This is a genomic window from Hymenobacter gummosus, assembly GCF_003970915.1.
Classification (GTDB): Bacteria; Bacteroidota; Bacteroidia; order Cytophagales; family Hymenobacteraceae; genus Solirubrum; species Solirubrum gummosum.
In genome coordinates, this window is sequence record NZ_RXOF01000013.1 from 109,776 (window position 1) to 125,635 (window position 15,860).

Consider the following 15,860-nt stretch of genomic DNA (forward strand, 5'->3'; position numbering starts at 1 on the left):
TTTCCTATTGACGCATTTTATTTCTTTAGTCCTACACAATAATTCTTAACAGAAAGAAAACCCCAGCGCCTCACTATCTGGAATATTTTTAAACTATCCCCAGACAACGCATTCGACACTGGGGCACCCCGCCTTCGGATATAGTACAATAAACACCCCGAGCCAACTCTATCGTACCAAGCCCATTTCAGACCGCTACGCATGGAATCTGCGTTAGCCTGCTGCAACCTCCGCCGGCCCGGGCCGCCAACCATCCGACCGCGGGCCGGTTTTTAGCTTCACTCCATGAAATACACTCTCTTCGCGCTGACCCTGACCGCCGGACTCGGCAGCTGCCAGCAGGCTCCGCGCCTGGTCAACTCCAATACCGTGGCGGCCCAGGCGGGCACGGCGGCCGGCCCCGTGGCCGAATCCGAGGCCGATGCCCGCAACGCGCTGCGCCGCTACATCAGCGCCCAGCCCAACGCCAGCCTGTTCGTGGTCGACTCGGCCGCCTTCGTGGAGGTGAATGCGCAGTGGCAGGCCCTGGTGCCGCGCACCGACTGGCAAGGCCGCATGCCCAACCGCGCCGCCTTCGAGGTGGACAAGCTCACCGGCGAAGTGCGGCCGCTGAACGTGAAATAGGGCCGCTGACGTCTGCCAGCGGGCCCGCGGCAAAAAATGGGCGGCGGGCGCGCAACGCTCGGGCGGCTTCTGCATCCGTTAGGCGCCTTACTTTTGCTTATGCTTACCTCCCTCCGCCCGGCCCCGCTGGCCGCCCTGCTTTTCTGCGCCGCCCCGGCCCTGGCCGCCACGCCCCCGGAGCTGACCTACACCGTCACCATCGACCCGGCCAAGTCCACCGATGAGTTTCAGGTGACCTTGCAGCTGCCCAAGAAGCTCAAGAAAGACCAGGCCATCTACCAGTTTGCCTCCACCGCGCCCGGCACCTACCAGGTCATGGACATGGGCCGCTTCGTGCGCAAGTTCGAGGCCCTCGACGCCAAGGGCAAGCCGGTGGACAGCAAGCAGCTCAGCCCCAACCAGTGGCAGCTCAGCCAGCCCGATAAGGTCCGCGAAATCCGCTACACCATTGCCGAAACCTGGGATACGCCCGTGCAGGAGCACCGTATCTACCGCATGTGCGGCTCCTCGCTCGAAGCCGACCACGCCCTGCTCAACGGCCAGACCATCCTGGGCTACCCCCAGGGCATGCAGAGCGCCCCGCTGCGGCTGAAAATCAACTACCCCAGCGGCTGGCAGGCCGGCTCGGCCCTCACGCCCGACGCCCAGGGCTACTACCACGCCAAGAACTACGACCACGCCGTCGACTCGCCCATCCTGCTGGGCCGCCTCACGCAGGCCACCACCAAGCTCGGCGACGCCGAAGTGGCCCTGTACTGCTACTCCAAGACCGACCAGATCAAGGCCGAGCCGCTGCTGGGCGCCATGCAGAAGATGCTGGGTGCCGCTCAGAGCTTCCTGGTGCAGCTGCCGGTGAAGCGCTACGCCTTCCTCTACCATTTCGAGGACCAGAGCCAGGGCGCCTGGGAACATTCCTACAGCTCGGAGTACACGCTGAAGGAGCAGCCGCTCACGCCCGAGTACGCGCAGAGCATCACCGACATGGCCGCGCACGAATTTTTCCACATCGTGACGCCGCTGAACATCCACTCCGAAATCATCGAGCAGTTCAACTTCGTGCAGCCCACTGGCTCGCAGCACCTGTGGCTGTACGAGGGCACCACCGAGTGGGCCGCCCACATGATGCAGCTGCGCGGCGGGCTGATTTCGCTGGATGACTACCTGAACACCCTGCGCGACAAGGTGGCCTACGACCACCTGCGCGCCGACACCACGTACTCGCTGAAAAAGCTGGGCCTGAACTCCTTCACCGACGAGGGCCAGGAGCAGTACGGCAACATCTACCAGCGCGGGGCCATGACGGCCGCCCTGCTCGATTTGCGCCTGCTGGAGCTGTCGGGCGGCAAGCGCGGGCTGCGCGAGGTGCTGCTGGAGCTGGCCAAGCAGTACGGCCCGAGCAAGCCCATCAGCGAGCAGAACTTCTTCGACGACTTCACCAAGGCCACCTACCCCGAAATCCGCGACTTTTTCCGCCGCTACGTGGAAAACGCCGAGCCCCTGCCGCTCAAGGAATACTACGGCAAGGTGGGCATCCGCTACGAGCCCGTGTACCGCACCGGCCGCAAGCTGGGCTCCTTGGGCACCAACGGCTACGCCCCGCTGGCGGGCGGCGGCATTGCCTTCGCCCAGGTCAGCCCCGCGCTGCAGGCCTGCGGCATCGGCGTGGGCGACCAGCTTGTGAGCTACAACGGCGCGGCCGTGAAGGCCGAAACCTTCCGCCAGACCCTGGTGGCCATGCAGAGCGGCAAGCCCGGCGAGGAAGTGGAGCTGACCATCAGCCGCGACGGGAAGGAGAAGAAAATCCGCTGCCGCACCGTGGAGCGCGACGAAACCAAGCGCTACTACTTCGCCCTCGACCCGCAGGCTACGCCCCAGCAACTGGCCCTGCGCCAGGCCTGGCAGAAGAACCTGTAGGCCAGCTGACACCTCCGGCCAGCTGATTCGGGCCGCGTTTCTCGCACCAAGCCGGTGCAGAAGCGCGGCCCGAATGCGTTTTGCAAACCAGGTTCAGGATGGTGCAGGACTGTATTACCGCCATCAAGCCGTTGGTTTACTGCTATTCGCTCCATCCTGAGCACTTCACTAATACCCGCACCACCCACAGTCGTCAGGCTCCCCCTCGCCCGAAGGGGAATGCGCATCAAGCATTTCTTCGGGGGCCAGGGGGGTGAGGTCCACCGCTCTCCCTATGCCCCACCGCCTTTTCTCCGCCTGCCTCTTCCTGCTGCTGCTAGCCGCCTCCTGCGCCGCGCTGCGGCCGGGTGCTCCGGCCGGCGCCACCGCCAGCATCCCCACCAAGGACCAGGTAGGCGCGGCCAATCTGCCCGCTGACATTGCCCCGGTGAAAGCGCCGTTTGCCATGCCGCAGCTCAAGAAGCCCAGCTTCCCGGCCTTCGCGCTGCGCATCACCGAGCGCGGCGCCGCGCCGGGCATCATGGCCACGGCCGCCATCCAAGCTACCATCGACGAAGTGAGCCGGCGCGGGGGCGGCACGGCCATTGTTCCGGCCGGGCAGTGGCTCACGGGGCGTATCAGCCTGAAAAGCAACGTCAACCTGCACTTCGAGGACGGGGCGGAGCTGCAGTTCAGCGGCGAGGTGGAGGACTACCACCCGGCCGTATTCACCCGTACCGAGGGCGTGGAAGTCATGTCGCTGGGCGCCTGCATATACGCCAACGGGCAGCAGAACATTGCCGTGACGGGCCGGGGCCGGCTTATCGGGCCGGCGCAGGGCGGCTCGGTGCGTAAGCAGACGATGACCCACGACGTGGTGGAAAACGTGGTACTGGCCGCCACGCCGGTGGCCGAGCGCGTGTACGAGGGCCGGGGCGGCAGCATCGTGTTTCCGCCCATGTTCATCTCGCCCATCAACTGCCGGGGCGTGTACATCGAGGGCGTTTCGCTGGAAAATACCGCCTTCTGGAACATCGTGCCGGTGTACTGCGACGGGGTCATCATCCGGGGCGTGACGGTCAATTCCGTGGGCATTCAGCGCGGCGACGGCATCGACGTGGAATCCTCGCGCAACGTGCTCATCGAGTACTGCACCCTCAGCGCGGGCGACGACTGCTTTACCCTCAAGGCGGGCCGCGGCGAAGACGGGCTACGCGTGAACCGGCCCACCGAAAACGTGGTGGTGCGCCACTGCCTGGCCCGCGAAGGCCACGGCGGCATCACCTGCGGCAGCGAAACGGCGGCTATGATTCGCAACCTCTACGTGCACGACTGCGTGTTCGACAACACCGGCGTGGGCATCCGCTTCAAGACGCGCCGGCCGCGCGGGGGCGGGGGCGAAAACCTGACCTACGAGCGAATCCGGATGAACCTCAAGGCCACGGCCTTTCACTGGGACATGCTCGGCAGCCAGACCCACGTGGGCGGCCTGGCCAGCCGCCTGCCGGCCCGCCCCGTCACCGCCCTCACGCCGCACTTCGCCCACATCACCGCCCGCGACATCGTCGTGGAGCAGGCCAGCTATTTCGTGAAGGTGGAGGCTATTCCGGAAGCCCCGCTGCGCCACGTGCTGCTCGAAAACCTGACCGTGAAGGCCCAGAAGCTTTTCACCGCCGCCGACGTGCAGGACTTCACCGTGCGCCACGCCACCTTGCAGACCGCCGAGTCCCAGCTCAATTTCCTGGATGCCCGCCAAGTGCTCTTCGACCGGGTGCAGTTCGGCGGGCCGGGCCACGAGCTGAAAGCCACCGTCGCCGGCGACAGTTCGGCCGATATCCGCTTCCGCCGCTGCACGCCCGCCCAGCCCGCCGGCTGGCCCGCCCCCCAGTGGGCCCCGCCTGCCGCGAAGCAGTAAGCACCGGCTATTCCGTGGCGGCGCGGCGCTTCACCAGCGTTAACGGCCGCGTTGTGGTCCGGGTCCGGCCGGTTGTCACGCCTGCCCGCCGCGTTTCCACGCGTCGTCACCGCATCTGCAGCTATGCGCCGCAGCTTTCCAAGCCTGGCCGCGAAGTTTCCACCCTTGCGCCCCGGGTTTCCACGGCTAACCGGCCCATTTCCACCCCAACCGCTCTACTGCGCGCCCAACCGGCTCACGCCACGCCTAACCGACTTACTGCAATAATATATATTATAATTAATATTCAAATCAATTTGGTTTCCCTAGCAGATTAGAAAGCAACAGCAGAACCGCTCTAATACTAAATCCATCAACGATTAACCAAAGACCAAAAGCTAGTTCCCCTCGTCAGCTGAGGAGGGGAACTAGCTTCTAGCTTTTTACCGCCACTCGGAGGGAGCTACTTCGCCGGGCCGAGCTGGTAGTGGTTCATCAGCGTGAGCAGCACGCCGTTGGTCCAGCCGAAGCCGTCCTGAGTGGGGTACTCGCCGCCGCCGGCCAGCAGGGCGGTGTCCTCCACGTTGTACTTCTCCAGCAGCTTGCCCGTCTGCTCGAACACGCGCACGTTCAGCTGCACCCACCGCTCGGCCACGGTGCGGGCCAGCGCCCGGTGCCGGTAGTGCTCCAGCCCTTCGATGGCCACGTACTGCAGCGGGGCCCAGCCGTTGGGCGCGTCCCACTGCTGCCCGCTGCGGGTGAGCGTCGTCACCAGGCCGCCGGCTTTCAGGAAGTCGCGCTGCAGGCCGGCGGCTACCAGGCGGGCCTGCTTGCTGGTGGCCAGGCCGAAGTACAGCGGAAAGGCCGCCGCCAGGGTGCGCACCCGGGCCGGCCCGCGGGCCGTCAGATCGTAATCGACAAACCAGCCTTGCTTGGCGTCCCAGCAGTAGCGCAGAATGGCCCGGCGGCGGGCAGTAGCGCGGCGCTCAAACTCCCGGGCCCGGGCCTCGTCCGCCTGGGCGTGGTAGCCGTCGGCCAGGGTCATTTCCAGCCCGTAGAGCAGGCAGTTCAGGTCGACGGGCACCAGCTCGGTGGTGCGGATGCTGGCCAGCGTGCCGCCCGCCCCGAACCAGCGGGTGCTGAAGTCCCAGCCCGAGGCGGCGGCGGCGCGCACGTTGCGGTAAAACTGCGGGGCCGGCTGCGGGCTTTGCCTGGCGGTGGCCACGTCCTCGGCGTAAGACTCCTCGCGGGCGTAGTCGCCGGCGTCCCAGTAGCGGTTGAGCACCTCGCCACCGGGCAGGCGCACGGCGCAGCGGCGGGCCTCGCCGGGCTGCAGGGAGTCGGCGCCGGCCATCCAGTACTGATACTCGCGCAGCAGCCGGGGCTGGTAGCGGCGGCGCACCGAGTCGCCCTGCGCCTGGGCCAGCAGGTTTACCATCTGGGCGAAGAAGGGCGGCTGCGAGCGGGTGAGGTAGTAGGTGCGGTTGCCGTTCGGGATGAAGCCCTGCCGGTCAATCAGGCTGGCGAAGTTGTCGACCATGCCGCGAATCAGCGCCGTGCGTCCACTCTCGCGCAGGCCCAGCATGGTGAAGTAGGAGTCCCAGTAGTACACCTCGCGGAAACGCCCGCCGGGCACCACGTAGGGCCGGGGCAGCGGCAGCAAGGAGCCGTGCGCGCCTTCGGCCTGCCCGGGCGGGCGCTGCAGCACCGTCCAGAGCGTATCGAGGTGGTGACGCAGGCCGGCCTGCACGCGGCTGTGGTAGGCATCGGTGGGGGCGGTGGGCAGCTGAAAGTGCTGCTCCACGAAGCGCCGCAACTGAAAATCCGGCTGCCCGCGCTGCTGCTGGTAGGCCCGCTCAATGTCGGCCGGGGCCAGCCTGGGCCGCGCATCCACGAAGGTTTTGCTGTCGGGGAAGATGCCGCCGAGCTGCACGGCTTCGAACACCGTGGGGTACAACTGCCGGGGCGAAGGCTGCGCCCACGCCGCGTGCGTGGTCAGCAGCAGCGTCAGGCAGGAAAGGGCGAATCGGTTCATAAGCAGGAGTACGGCATTGGCAGCCCACGCGGCGTAACCGCGTCGTAAGCGAAGCGTCGTAGCGCGAAGCTCTGCTTCGCGTATCGTTGCTGACGTTGTTACGATCAACGGCCGGACGATTGTCGTTCAACGACGACGTTCAACGATACGCGAAGCAGAGCTTCGCGCTACGACGCGGACGGCACGGACGCCTGCCCTATCGGCGCGGGCATGGGCCGGCGCGAGGCCGTACCGCCGGTTACCAGCCGGGGCCAGCCGTCGGCGGGGTACTCCAGCCGGTCCAGCAGCATCACGCGCCGCGAGTAGCCCTGGTCGGCGTCGATGGCGTTGAACGTGGGCCGGGCCGGGTTGATGGCATGGTAGGCTAACCAGTCCTGCCCCGCCTCGTCGGTAACGACGCAGTTGTGGCCGGGGGCGCGCCAGTCAGCGGAAGCTTCCAGGATGGTCCCGGGGCCGCCGGTGGCGTCGGCCAGCGTCTCGAAGGGGCCGGTGGCGGCGCGGGAGCGGGCCACCAGCACGCCGTAGTGGGCATCGGGCCCGCAGCAGTTGTTGCCGGAGTAAAACAGGTAGTACCAGCCCTGGCGCAGAATCACCCAGCTACCCTCAATTAGCCGCTGGTAATGCGTGGGGTCGTCGGGCCGGGCGGGCAGCAGCTCCACGGTCTCGCTGCCGGGTAGAAAGGACACGCGGTCGGGGGCCAGCTCGCGCACCCGCAGCGGCCCGAAACCCGAGCCCCAATACAGCCAGCGGCGGCCGGTAGCCGGGTCGTCGAAGGCCATGGGGTCGATGTCGGCGAAGCCCGACATGCCGGTGTGCAGCAGCGGCCGGCCGATGTCCACGAACGGGCCGGTGGGCGCATGGGCCGTGGCTACGGCCAGGGCCAGCCCCGCGCCGTAGTCGGGCTCGGCGGAGTAGTAGAGGTAGTAGCGGCCCTCGTGCTGGCTCACGTGCGGAGCCCAGAATTCCTGCGTGGCGGCGGCCCAGCGGGGCTTTTCGGGCAGGGCCTCGCCAAGGTAGTCCCAGTGCACCAGGTCGCGGGAGCGGGCCACCTGAATATTGACGACGCGCCCGCCGAAAAGCTTGGTCTGGGTGCCGTAGGCGTAGTACCAGCCATCCGGGGCGCGGATGATGGTCGGGTCGGGGAAGTCGGCGTCGAGGACGGGGTTCTGGTAGTAACCGGGGGCAGCGGGCATGGCGGGGCGGCGTGGGTACAGGCTTAGCTGTACGCGCCGCCCGGGGCCGGGGGTTGGCTAGGCCTGCTGCTGCAACCAGGTATAGGCCGAGGCCACATCGTCGAAGGCGGCTACGGCGGGGCGCGGAATAAACTTGACAATCTGCTCAGTGCTGGGCCGGTGGTCGAAGGAGCGCGGGAAAATCCAGGCAATGTAGCGCATACCCGCCTGGGCCATCTGCTCCACCCACCAGATGCTCCACTCGCTGAGCTGCATGGTTTGCCGGGTGATGTTGGAGTTGTCGTTGAGCAGCTTGCGGGCCGGATGGCGCCGCAGCGTTTCGAGCAGCAGCATACAGCAGGCCCGCGACGATTCCGCGTCGTGGGGGCCGCGCCAGTCGGCGTACAGCCAGTCGTTGGCCGCGTCGTAGCTGATGACCAGCTCCGGCCGGTCGACGAGCAATTCCAGGTGCATAAACTTAGGTGCGGGAAGGTGTGGGAAGGTGGGCAAGCGGGGCGCAGTACCAGGCAGTACGACCAACGGTGGCCCAAAGATTGAGCCGGCCGGCCAGTTTGACCGTGGCGGCGGGCTATCCGGCCGGTAACCGCCCCGCCGCTTCTCCCGTTTGGCCCTGTTGGCAGCCGCGGCCGGCGGCTGGCCGTATCTTGCCCCCGTTCACCCCTCTGACTGCTGCTTATGGAAGGCCTGGCCAAAATCGAAGACCTGGGAAAACCGCGCGTGGTTATCGTGGGCGGCGGCTTCGGCGGGCTGGAGCTGGCCAAAGCCCTGCGCCACGCCCCCGTGCAGGTCGTGCTCATCGACAAGCAGAACTACCACTGCTTCCAGCCCCTGCTCTACCAGGTAGCCACCGCCGGCCTCGAAGCCGACACGGTGGTGTCACCCTTCCGCAAAATCCTCGACGAGCAGCCCAACTTCTTTTTCCGCCTGGCCGAGGTGCAGCGCATCGACGCCGGCCGGCAGGTGGTCGAGACGTCCATCGGCCTGGTGCGCTACGACTACCTGGTGGTGGCCACCGGCGCCACCACCAACTACTTCGGCGACCAGCAGATGGAGCGCAACGCCATTGCCATGAAGAGCGTGGAGGACGCCATCGAGCTGCGCAACACGGTGCTGTCGAACTTCGAGAAGGCCCTGCAGCTCGGCGACGAGGAGCAGCTGAATAGCCTGCTCGACTTCGTCATCGTGGGCGGCGGGCCTACCGGCGTGGAGCTGGCCGGGGCCCTGAGCGAGCTGCGCCGCCACGTCTTCCCCCGCGACTACCGCGAGCTGGACTTCAAGCAGATGGACATTCACCTCATCCAGAGCGGGGATTTGCTGCTCAAGGGCATGTCGGCCGAGGCTTCCGCAGCGGCGCTGAAGTACCTGGAAGATTTCGGCGTGCAGGTGCACCTGAACAAGCGCGTCAAGAGCTACGACGGCTACACCGTCACGCTCAGCACCGGCGAAACGCTCATCACCCGCACGCTTATCTGGGCCGCGGGCGTGGCTGGGGCGCCGCTGCCGGGTTTGCCGCCGGAGTGCCTGCGCAAGGGCGGCCGCTACGCCGTCGATGAGTACAACCGCGTGCAGGGCTTCCCCAACATCTTCGCCATCGGCGACATTGCGGCCATCGTCAGTCCCGAAAACCCCGAGGGCCACCCCATGCTGGCCCAGCCCGCCATGCAGCAGGGCCGCCTGCTGGCCCAGAACCTGGAAAACCTGCTGGCCGGCCGCCCTCTGCAGCCCTTCCGCTACGACGACAAGGGCACTATGGCCACCATCGGCCGCAACCACGCCGTGGCCGACATCAAGCTCGGCGGCAAAGACTGGCGCACCCAGGGCCTGCTGGCCTGGCTGATGTGGATGTTCGTGCACCTGATGTCGCTCATCAGCTTCCGCAACCGCCTGGTGGTGCTCATGAACTGGACCTGGAGCTACTTCACCTTCGACAAGGGCCGGCGCTACATCATCGGCCGCACGCGCGAGCCGGTGCCGGTGGAGGCCACCACCGAAAAGGCCATTGTGTAGCCGCTTGTCTGTTTCCACCACGCTTATCCGCCGCCCGGCCCCGGGGAGGCCCGCCGCTTATGATGCTGAATCCGCTGCTTTTTCTGGCCCTGCTCGGCGCTGCGCCGCAAACGGGCACGCCGCCTCCGCCTTCCGTGAAGCCCGCCCAAACCACCCCGGCCGCCAGCCCCGTCGTGGCCCCCGGCGCCAAGCCGCAGCTGGTGGCCCGGCAGTTTAAGTTCACCGAGGGCCCGGCCGCCGACCGCGCCGGCAACGTGTTCTTCACCGACCAGCCCAACAACAAAATCTGGAAATACGGCCTCGACGGCAAGCTGAGCGTGTTTCTCGACCCGGCCGGCCGCTCCAATGGCCTGTATTTCGACCAGAAAGGCAACCTGCTGGCCTGCGCCGACGAGCACAACCAGCTCTGGTCCATTGGCCCCAATGGCAAAGTCACGGTGCTGGTGAAGGACCTGCAGGGCAAGCGCCTCAACGGCCCCAACGACCTGTGGCTGAACCCCAAAACCGGCGGCCTCTACTTCACCGACCCCTACTACCAGCGCGACTACTGGACGCGCACCACCTCCGAGCTTGACGGGCAGAAGGTCTACTACATGGCCACCCAGCAGGCCGCGCCCGTCGCCGTCGACGCCGATTTGCGCCAACCCAACGGCATCATCGGCACGCCCGACGGCCGCACCCTGTACGTGGCCGACATCGGCGCCGGCAAAACCTACCGCTACCGCATCGGCGCCGACGGCCGGCTGCTTGACCGGCAGCTGTTCGTGGAGCAGGGCTCCGACGGCATGACTCTCGACCGGGAGGGCAACGTGTACCTGACCGGCAAGGGCGTGACCGTGTACAACCCCGCCGGCCGCCAGATCGACCATATCGACGTGCCGGAAGCCTGGACCGGCAACGTCTGCTTCGGAGGCAAAGACCGGCGCACCCTGTTTATTACCGCTTCGGAGGCCGTCTACGTGCTGCCCATGCGCGTGAGCGGGGCGCTGTAGCCGCCGGATTGGCGGAAGCTTGATTGGCCGTAGCGGCTTTTCTGCCGTTCAAGGTTTGCAGCTGGCCCGTTTGCGGGCGCACTTGGCGCTTTTTGGTGTTATATCAATATCATATAATACTAAACTTCGCCTAAAGCTGTTATATTTGACCCTAGTTAAATACCACCCGCTCCACCCAAGCCATGCAGCAACCTGTTTTTTCCACCCTTCTGCTGGCCCTGCTTGTCTGGGCCAGCGGCGCCCAGGCCCAGCAACGCCCCGCCACCCCAGCCCGCAAGCCTGCCGAGCGGCTGGCCTTGTCGGAGCCCGCGGCGGCCCCGGCACCGGCAGCCAACGTTACCTACGCCCTGCAGGGGCAGGTGCTGAACGAGGAAGGTCAGCCGCTGCCAGGCGCGACGGTGTTTGTGAAAAGCAACAAACAGGTCTACATCACCAACGCCGAGGGTTACTTCGTGTTCAACTCGCCCCGGCCTAACGAAACGGTTTCCGTGACCATGGCCGGCTACTCCGAGGCCGAGCTGCAGCTGCGCCGCGGCAACGCCGACGCCGTGACCCTGCAACTGCTACCCGGCACCCGCATCAAGCGCAGCGGCCGCCACGCCGGCCAGATCAAGACCGTAGGGCAGCAGGTCAAGGACTAAGCTTGCCCGAGCCACCGGCCGGAGCGTTCAGGCCCCGGTCCCGGGTGCAGCCAAGGCTGCACCCGGGACCGGGGTTTTTGCTTGACTACCAGTTTGCGCTGAGGCTTCCAACAACCAGCAACGGCCGCAAACACCTAGCCCGTAAGGCCCGCTAGAAGCACTACCATCCTCAGGCTTCGGTTAATATACTCTGCCCCAGCGCCTTGCCATTTGAATGAATCTACTTTATATACTTTTATCAATAATTATTTGAACAAATAAATTATTAAAGCAATATTTAAACCTACTTAAATACAAACAAAGCCGCCATGCGTACTCTTTTCTCCACCCTTGTTGCCTGCTCGCTTTTGCTAGCTGGCACCGCCGGCGCCCAAACGCTTGCTACCACCAATGCGGGCAACCAGCCTGTTTCCCCAAATCCGGAAATCGTTGGCCTCATCAAGGGGCAGGTGCTTAACGAGGACGGGCAGCCGCTGCCCGGGGCCACCATCCTTATCAAAGGCACCAAAAACGTGTTCAGCACCAACGCCGAAGGAGCTTACTCGTTTCCTTCGACGCTGCCCGCGCAACGCGTGCAAATCAGCCTGCTGGGCTATACGGAAGCGGAAATGTCGGTGCGCGTGGGCTCCGCCAATGCCGTGACCCTGCAGCTGCTGCCGGGCACCCGCATCAAGCACGGTGGCCGAAACAACGGCAAGCTGCTCGCCGTCGGTAAAGAGGAATAGCGGAACGGCCGTTGGGCAGTCATTTCCTACCCAACTGGTCATTTTTACAAAGGCCTGCCGGCCAAGAGAATAAGCTCTTGGCGGGCAGGGCTTTTTTTGGGTTTGGCAATAAGCAGGCTCCTCGCTTGTCGGGCCTATGACTTATTAGGCAGAAGCATTGGATAATAGCTATATAAAACCCATATTGCTGCTACTACGCTCCGCCGGCCGTACTGCGTCGGCTCTACCTTCCTGCACACCTATTGTTCCATTTCCGTCACTTCCCTGCATGATTCTACCCCTACCCCAGCACCTATGCTCCCGCTCGACTGCGCCGTCTTGGTGGCGGCGCCCCCTACTCTCTATCGACAGGGTCTGCTCACCACCCTGCTCGACCACTGGCCTGGCCTAGCCATTACTCTTACCACCGACGCGCAAGCCTTGGTGCCCCTGCTCCGGCGGCAGCGCTTCGCCCTCGCCGTGCTCGACAGCGCGCTGGCGGGGCCGTCGCTGCCGCGGCTGCTCGGGCAGCTGCAGCTGCCGCATACCCAGCAGCCCGTGCTGGTGCTGACGCCGCCGCGCCTCTCCCCCGGCAGTCGGCAGAGCCTGCTGCGCCAAGGCGTGGCCCTGCTGCTGCCCCACCACACCTCCCCGCTGGAGGTGGTGGCCACCATCCGGCCCTGGCTGACGGGTGAAACCGGCGGTGCCCGGTCGGGCCCGCCCGCGGCCCCGGCGCGGCCCGTCTCTCCCCCTACCCCCTTTAGCCCCCGCGAGCTGGACGTGCTGCGCCTGGTGGTAGCCGACCGCTGCAACCGGGAAATTGCCCAGCAGCTCAGCCTGAGCATTCGAACCGTGGAAAGCCACCGCCGCGCGCTGCTGCAAAAAGCCGGCGCCCGCACGCTGGTGGGCCTGGCGGTGCAGGCCGTACGCGCTGGCTGGGTACCGGCCTGATTCGCCCACGTCTATCGGAACTCCATCCCTCACTGCCCGGCCGCTACGCGGCGGCTGGCCTTTCCTGCCCGTTTATGCCCTTGACCCCCATTGTGGAGGTGGCAATAGCCCTGGCTTTGCTGTACCTGTTGTTCAGCCAGATTGTATCGTCGGTGCACGAGCTGCTGGTCAGCTTCCTGGGCTACCGCGGCAAATTTCTGCGCCGCTGGCTGAACCTGGCCCTGTACGACCCCAAAAACAAGAACTGGGTGGAGCTGCTGTACCTGCACCCCACCGTCGATACGCTGGCCCGGCGGGCCGGGCACCCGCCGGCGTACATCCCGCCCGAGCTGTTTGCCAAGGGGCTGATTGATTTGGTTATCGACGAAGCCCGGACGCACGAGTTCGTCACCGACCTGGCCTCGGGCGACGTGCGCTACCAGGTGGGGCCGCCCGCAGCAGCCGCAGCTGTACCAGCTGCTCCGGCCGCAAACGCCCCCGCGCCGGCCGGCGCGGCCGCTCCGGCCAACCCCGAGCCGCTGGCCTATTTCAAGGCGGGACTGGCGCGGCTGGAAGAAGGCAACTTCAAGGCGCTGATGCGGGCCCTGCTGCAGGATGCCGACGCGAGCGGGGTCAACACCTTCGACAAGCTGCACCAGAACCTGGTGGGGTGGTACAACGATTACATGGACCGCATGACCGGCTGGTACAAGCAGCGGACACGCAAAAACCTGTTCTGGCTGGGCCTGGGGCTGGCGGTGCTGGCCAACATCGACTCGCTGCACGTAGCGCATTATTTCTGGACGCACGCCGCCGCCCGGCAGCAAGCCGTGGCCTACGCCGAGAAAGTAGCCGCCCGCGACGCCAAGGAATTTGCCTCTGCGCTGGCGCCCGTACCCAGTACCAAGGAAAAACAAACCGCCGACTCCTTGGCCAGCATCAATCTGCTGCCCAAGCTGCGGCGCTACCAGCGCCAGGTGGATTCGCTCACGCGGGAGCTGCAGGACTGGGGCTTCCCCATCGGTTGGGCTACGCGCGGGCCTGAAGTGCCGCCGCTACAAGTCAGCCCCAGCGCCGCCCTGCCCGATACCTTCGTGGTGGCCCTGCCGGCCCAGGCGGAGCTGCGCACCTCGAAGAATGGCCAGAAAACGGAGTTCTGGCAGCGCCCGGCCAGCTGGGTACGCTACACCCGCCCCCGGCCGGCGGCGGGCCTGAAACCCATGCTGAGCCGCTGGCAGAATGCGGTGTTGTTTGAGCAGCCACCCAAGCCCGCGGCGCTGGCCCTCGACGCCGAGCAGCGGCGCTACCTGCAGTGGCTGGCGCTGCAGGGGCAAGACACCTTGCTCTACCGCGCCCTCGGTGGGCAGACCGTGGCGCCGCCGCCCCCGGCCCCGCCGGTCGAGCCGCTGCCGACCTCGTTGCGGGCCGTATGGCAAGCCTTGTGGCAGCACCTGCCGGGTTGGCTGCTGACGGCCTTTGCCCTGTGCCTGGGCGGGCCGTTCTGGTTCCAGGTGTTGCAGCGCTTCATCAACGTGCGCAACAACGGCCCCCGGCCCGCTCAGAACAACACCCCTCCCGTTCCCCTCAACAACCGGGCTTAGCCCACCGCGCAGCTATGAACGTGTATAACTGCCACACGCACGTGTTCAACATGGACTGTGCGCCCGACCGTTTTCTGGACGGCTACGCCGGCAAAACCGGCGCCTGGCTGCTCCGGCAAACCCTGCGCATCCCCTTGCTCAAGCGGGCGGCCCGCTGGGCCGCCCGCCGCACGCCTTTTGCCAAGAAGCAGGCGGCCTTCCTGCACATCGGCACCGAACTCTCGCAACGCGGCATCTTCGAGGAGCGGCTGGTGCCGAACTACCCCGTCGGGACGCGCTTCGTGGTGCTGACGCTGAACCTGGATCTGATGGGAGCCGGCAACGCGCTGCACAACTACGAAACGCAGCTGTGGCAGGTGCTCGACATCCGCCGCCGCAACCCCGATACCTGCCTGCCTTTCCTGTGCATCGACCCGCGCATGGGCTCGGCTCAGTGGAACCTGGAGTTCGTGCAAAAATGGCTGGCCCGCGGCTTCGTGGGGCTGAAGCTGTACCCCGCGCTGGGCTTCTACCCCTTCGACGAGCGACTGAGCCGCGTGTACGCCTACGCCGAGGCGCAGGGCCTGCCGATTATGATTCACTGCTCGCGCGGGGGCATCTACTACAAGGGCGCCATCACGCCGCTGCTGCGCACCCCGGAGCTGCCGCAGGCGCCCGTGGTGCAGCAGCAGTTGCAGGCGCTGAGTCAGCAGAGGCAGCTTTACGACCAGCCGTTCCCATTGCACGCCCGCCGGCCGCGCCTGGGCCAGAGTGGCCTGGGCGAGGTGGAAGCGGCCGACGACTTCTGCGACTTTTTCCTCGACCCGCGGGCCTATGATCTGGTGCTGGCCCAGTGGCCCAAGCTGAAAATATGCCTGGCGCACTACGCCGGCGGGCCGGAAATCGTGGCGGGCCGGGCGGCCGGCGCCAACCCGGCGAACCTGACCAACTGGTACCACGGCATCCGCTGGCTGATCCGCAAGTACCCGAATGTGTACACCGACGTGTCGTACACGCTGTCGGAAACCGCGCATTTTGATGCCCTGCGGCAGGATTTGCAGGATAAGCGCTACCAGCACCGCATCCTGTTCGGCACCGACTTCTTCATGACCGAGCTGGAATCGACGGAGGCCCAGCTGGCCGTGCAGCTGCACGAGTACCTGCAGCAGCACGACGCAGAGGCCTGGCCGCGGCTGGCCAACCACAACCCGGTTTGCTACCTGCACTCGGCCCACTACACGCCCGTGGAGCGGCTGGGCCAGAAATACGAGGAGTGCATAGCCCCTTTCGAGCCCTCTGATGAGCCCGGCCTGAACCCGCAGTGGACGGCGCCGGCCGCTCCTGCCTTGCCCTGATTCACCATCTTC

The 15,860-nt window shown here is 65.9% G+C and carries 13 protein-coding genes; 10 read left to right on the top strand and 3 right to left on the bottom strand.

What is annotated here, in order from left to right:
• The first annotated feature begins 285 nt into the window (after positions 1-285).
• The 3 genes from EJV47_RS20015 (at position 286) to EJV47_RS20025 (ending at position 4,432) form a co-directional block, all read left to right on the top strand.
• Positions 286-624 carry a hypothetical protein gene (locus EJV47_RS20015; RefSeq protein ID WP_126694981.1) on the top strand — a complete coding sequence of 113 codons (339 nt, stop codon included), beginning with the start codon at positions 286-288 and terminating at the stop codon, positions 622-624.
• 99 nt (positions 625-723) lie between these two features.
• Positions 724-2,538, top strand: a complete 1,815-nt coding sequence (locus EJV47_RS20020) for a M61 family metallopeptidase (protein ID WP_126694982.1) — start codon at positions 724-726, stop codon at positions 2,536-2,538.
• 274 nt (positions 2,539-2,812) lie between these two features.
• Entirely contained in the window at positions 2,813-4,432 is a 1,620-nt protein-coding gene (locus tag EJV47_RS20025) for a glycoside hydrolase family 28 protein (protein WP_126694983.1), read from the top strand.
• A gap of 442 nt (positions 4,433-4,874) precedes the next feature.
• On the opposite strand, the gene treF is transcribed toward EJV47_RS20025, so the two are convergent.
• From treF to EJV47_RS20040, 3 genes are all read right to left on the bottom strand, one after another.
• Entirely contained in the window at positions 4,875-6,446 is a 1,572-nt protein-coding gene (gene treF / locus EJV47_RS20030) for an alpha,alpha-trehalase TreF (protein WP_126694984.1), read from the bottom strand.
• A gap of 167 nt (positions 6,447-6,613) precedes the next feature.
• The gene (locus EJV47_RS20035) at positions 6,614-7,639 is read right to left on the bottom strand and encodes a glycoside hydrolase family 43 protein (protein WP_126694985.1); all 1,026 of its coding nucleotides are present in this window, start codon (positions 7,637-7,639) and stop codon (positions 6,614-6,616) included.
• A 57-nt stretch (positions 7,640-7,696) separates the two neighbouring features.
• Positions 7,697-8,092, bottom strand: coding sequence for a hypothetical protein (locus EJV47_RS20040; protein ID WP_126694986.1), 396 nt, complete (start codon positions 8,090-8,092; stop codon positions 7,697-7,699).
• A gap of 222 nt (positions 8,093-8,314) precedes the next feature.
• Between EJV47_RS20040 and EJV47_RS20045 the strand changes: the two genes are divergently transcribed.
• From EJV47_RS20045 to EJV47_RS20075, 7 genes are all read left to right on the top strand, one after another.
• Positions 8,315-9,646 (top strand): NAD(P)/FAD-dependent oxidoreductase, encoded by a 1,332-nt coding sequence (locus EJV47_RS20045; RefSeq protein WP_126694987.1) that lies wholly within the window; start codon positions 8,315-8,317, stop codon positions 9,644-9,646.
• Between the two features lie 62 nt (positions 9,647-9,708).
• Positions 9,709-10,638, top strand: coding sequence for an SMP-30/gluconolactonase/LRE family protein (locus EJV47_RS20050; protein ID WP_126695047.1), 930 nt, complete (start codon positions 9,709-9,711; stop codon positions 10,636-10,638).
• Between the two features lie 182 nt (positions 10,639-10,820).
• A complete protein-coding gene (locus EJV47_RS20055) occupies positions 10,821-11,279 on the top strand; it encodes a carboxypeptidase-like regulatory domain-containing protein (RefSeq protein WP_126694988.1) in 459 nt (152 codons plus the stop codon).
• A gap of 308 nt (positions 11,280-11,587) precedes the next feature.
• A complete protein-coding gene (locus tag EJV47_RS20060) occupies positions 11,588-12,004 on the top strand; it encodes a carboxypeptidase-like regulatory domain-containing protein (protein ID WP_126694989.1) in 417 nt (138 codons plus the stop codon).
• Positions 12,005-12,298: 294 nt separating this feature from the next.
• On the top strand, positions 12,299-12,934 hold the full coding sequence (locus EJV47_RS20065; protein WP_126694990.1) for a helix-turn-helix transcriptional regulator: 636 nt from the start codon (positions 12,299-12,301) through the stop codon (positions 12,932-12,934).
• A 74-nt stretch (positions 12,935-13,008) separates the two neighbouring features.
• Positions 13,009-14,514, top strand: coding sequence for a hypothetical protein (locus tag EJV47_RS20070; RefSeq protein ID WP_126694991.1), 1,506 nt, complete (start codon positions 13,009-13,011; stop codon positions 14,512-14,514).
• Between the two features lie 14 nt (positions 14,515-14,528).
• Positions 14,529-15,848, top strand: a complete 1,320-nt coding sequence (locus EJV47_RS20075) for an amidohydrolase family protein (protein ID WP_126694992.1) — start codon at positions 14,529-14,531, stop codon at positions 15,846-15,848.
• Positions 15,849-15,860: the final 12 nt, after the last annotated feature.

Bases quoted from the DNA above. Each gene is read 5' to 3' on its own strand.
- EJV47_RS20015 (WP_126694981.1), top strand. From the start codon at position 286: ATGAAATACACTCTCTTCGCGCTGACCCTGACCGCCGGACTCGGCAGC.
- EJV47_RS20020 (WP_126694982.1), top strand. From the start codon at position 724: ATGCTTACCTCCCTCCGCCCGGCCCCGCTGGCCGCCCTGCTTTTCTGC.
- EJV47_RS20025 (WP_126694983.1), top strand. From the start codon at position 2,813: ATGCCCCACCGCCTTTTCTCCGCCTGCCTCTTCCTGCTGCTGCTAGCC.
- treF (WP_126694984.1), bottom strand. From the start codon at position 6,446: ATGAACCGATTCGCCCTTTCCTGCCTGACGCTGCTGCTGACCACGCAC.
- EJV47_RS20035 (WP_126694985.1), bottom strand. From the start codon at position 7,639: ATGCCCGCTGCCCCCGGTTACTACCAGAACCCCGTCCTCGACGCCGAC.
- EJV47_RS20040 (WP_126694986.1), bottom strand. From the start codon at position 8,092: ATGCACCTGGAATTGCTCGTCGACCGGCCGGAGCTGGTCATCAGCTAC.
- EJV47_RS20045 (WP_126694987.1), top strand. From the start codon at position 8,315: ATGGAAGGCCTGGCCAAAATCGAAGACCTGGGAAAACCGCGCGTGGTT.
- EJV47_RS20050 (WP_126695047.1), top strand. From the start codon at position 9,709: ATGCTGAATCCGCTGCTTTTTCTGGCCCTGCTCGGCGCTGCGCCGCAA.
- EJV47_RS20055 (WP_126694988.1), top strand. From the start codon at position 10,821: ATGCAGCAACCTGTTTTTTCCACCCTTCTGCTGGCCCTGCTTGTCTGG.
- EJV47_RS20060 (WP_126694989.1), top strand. From the start codon at position 11,588: ATGCGTACTCTTTTCTCCACCCTTGTTGCCTGCTCGCTTTTGCTAGCT.
- EJV47_RS20065 (WP_126694990.1), top strand. From the start codon at position 12,299: ATGCTCCCGCTCGACTGCGCCGTCTTGGTGGCGGCGCCCCCTACTCTC.
- EJV47_RS20070 (WP_126694991.1), top strand. From the start codon at position 13,009: ATGCCCTTGACCCCCATTGTGGAGGTGGCAATAGCCCTGGCTTTGCTG.
- EJV47_RS20075 (WP_126694992.1), top strand. From the start codon at position 14,529: ATGAACGTGTATAACTGCCACACGCACGTGTTCAACATGGACTGTGCG.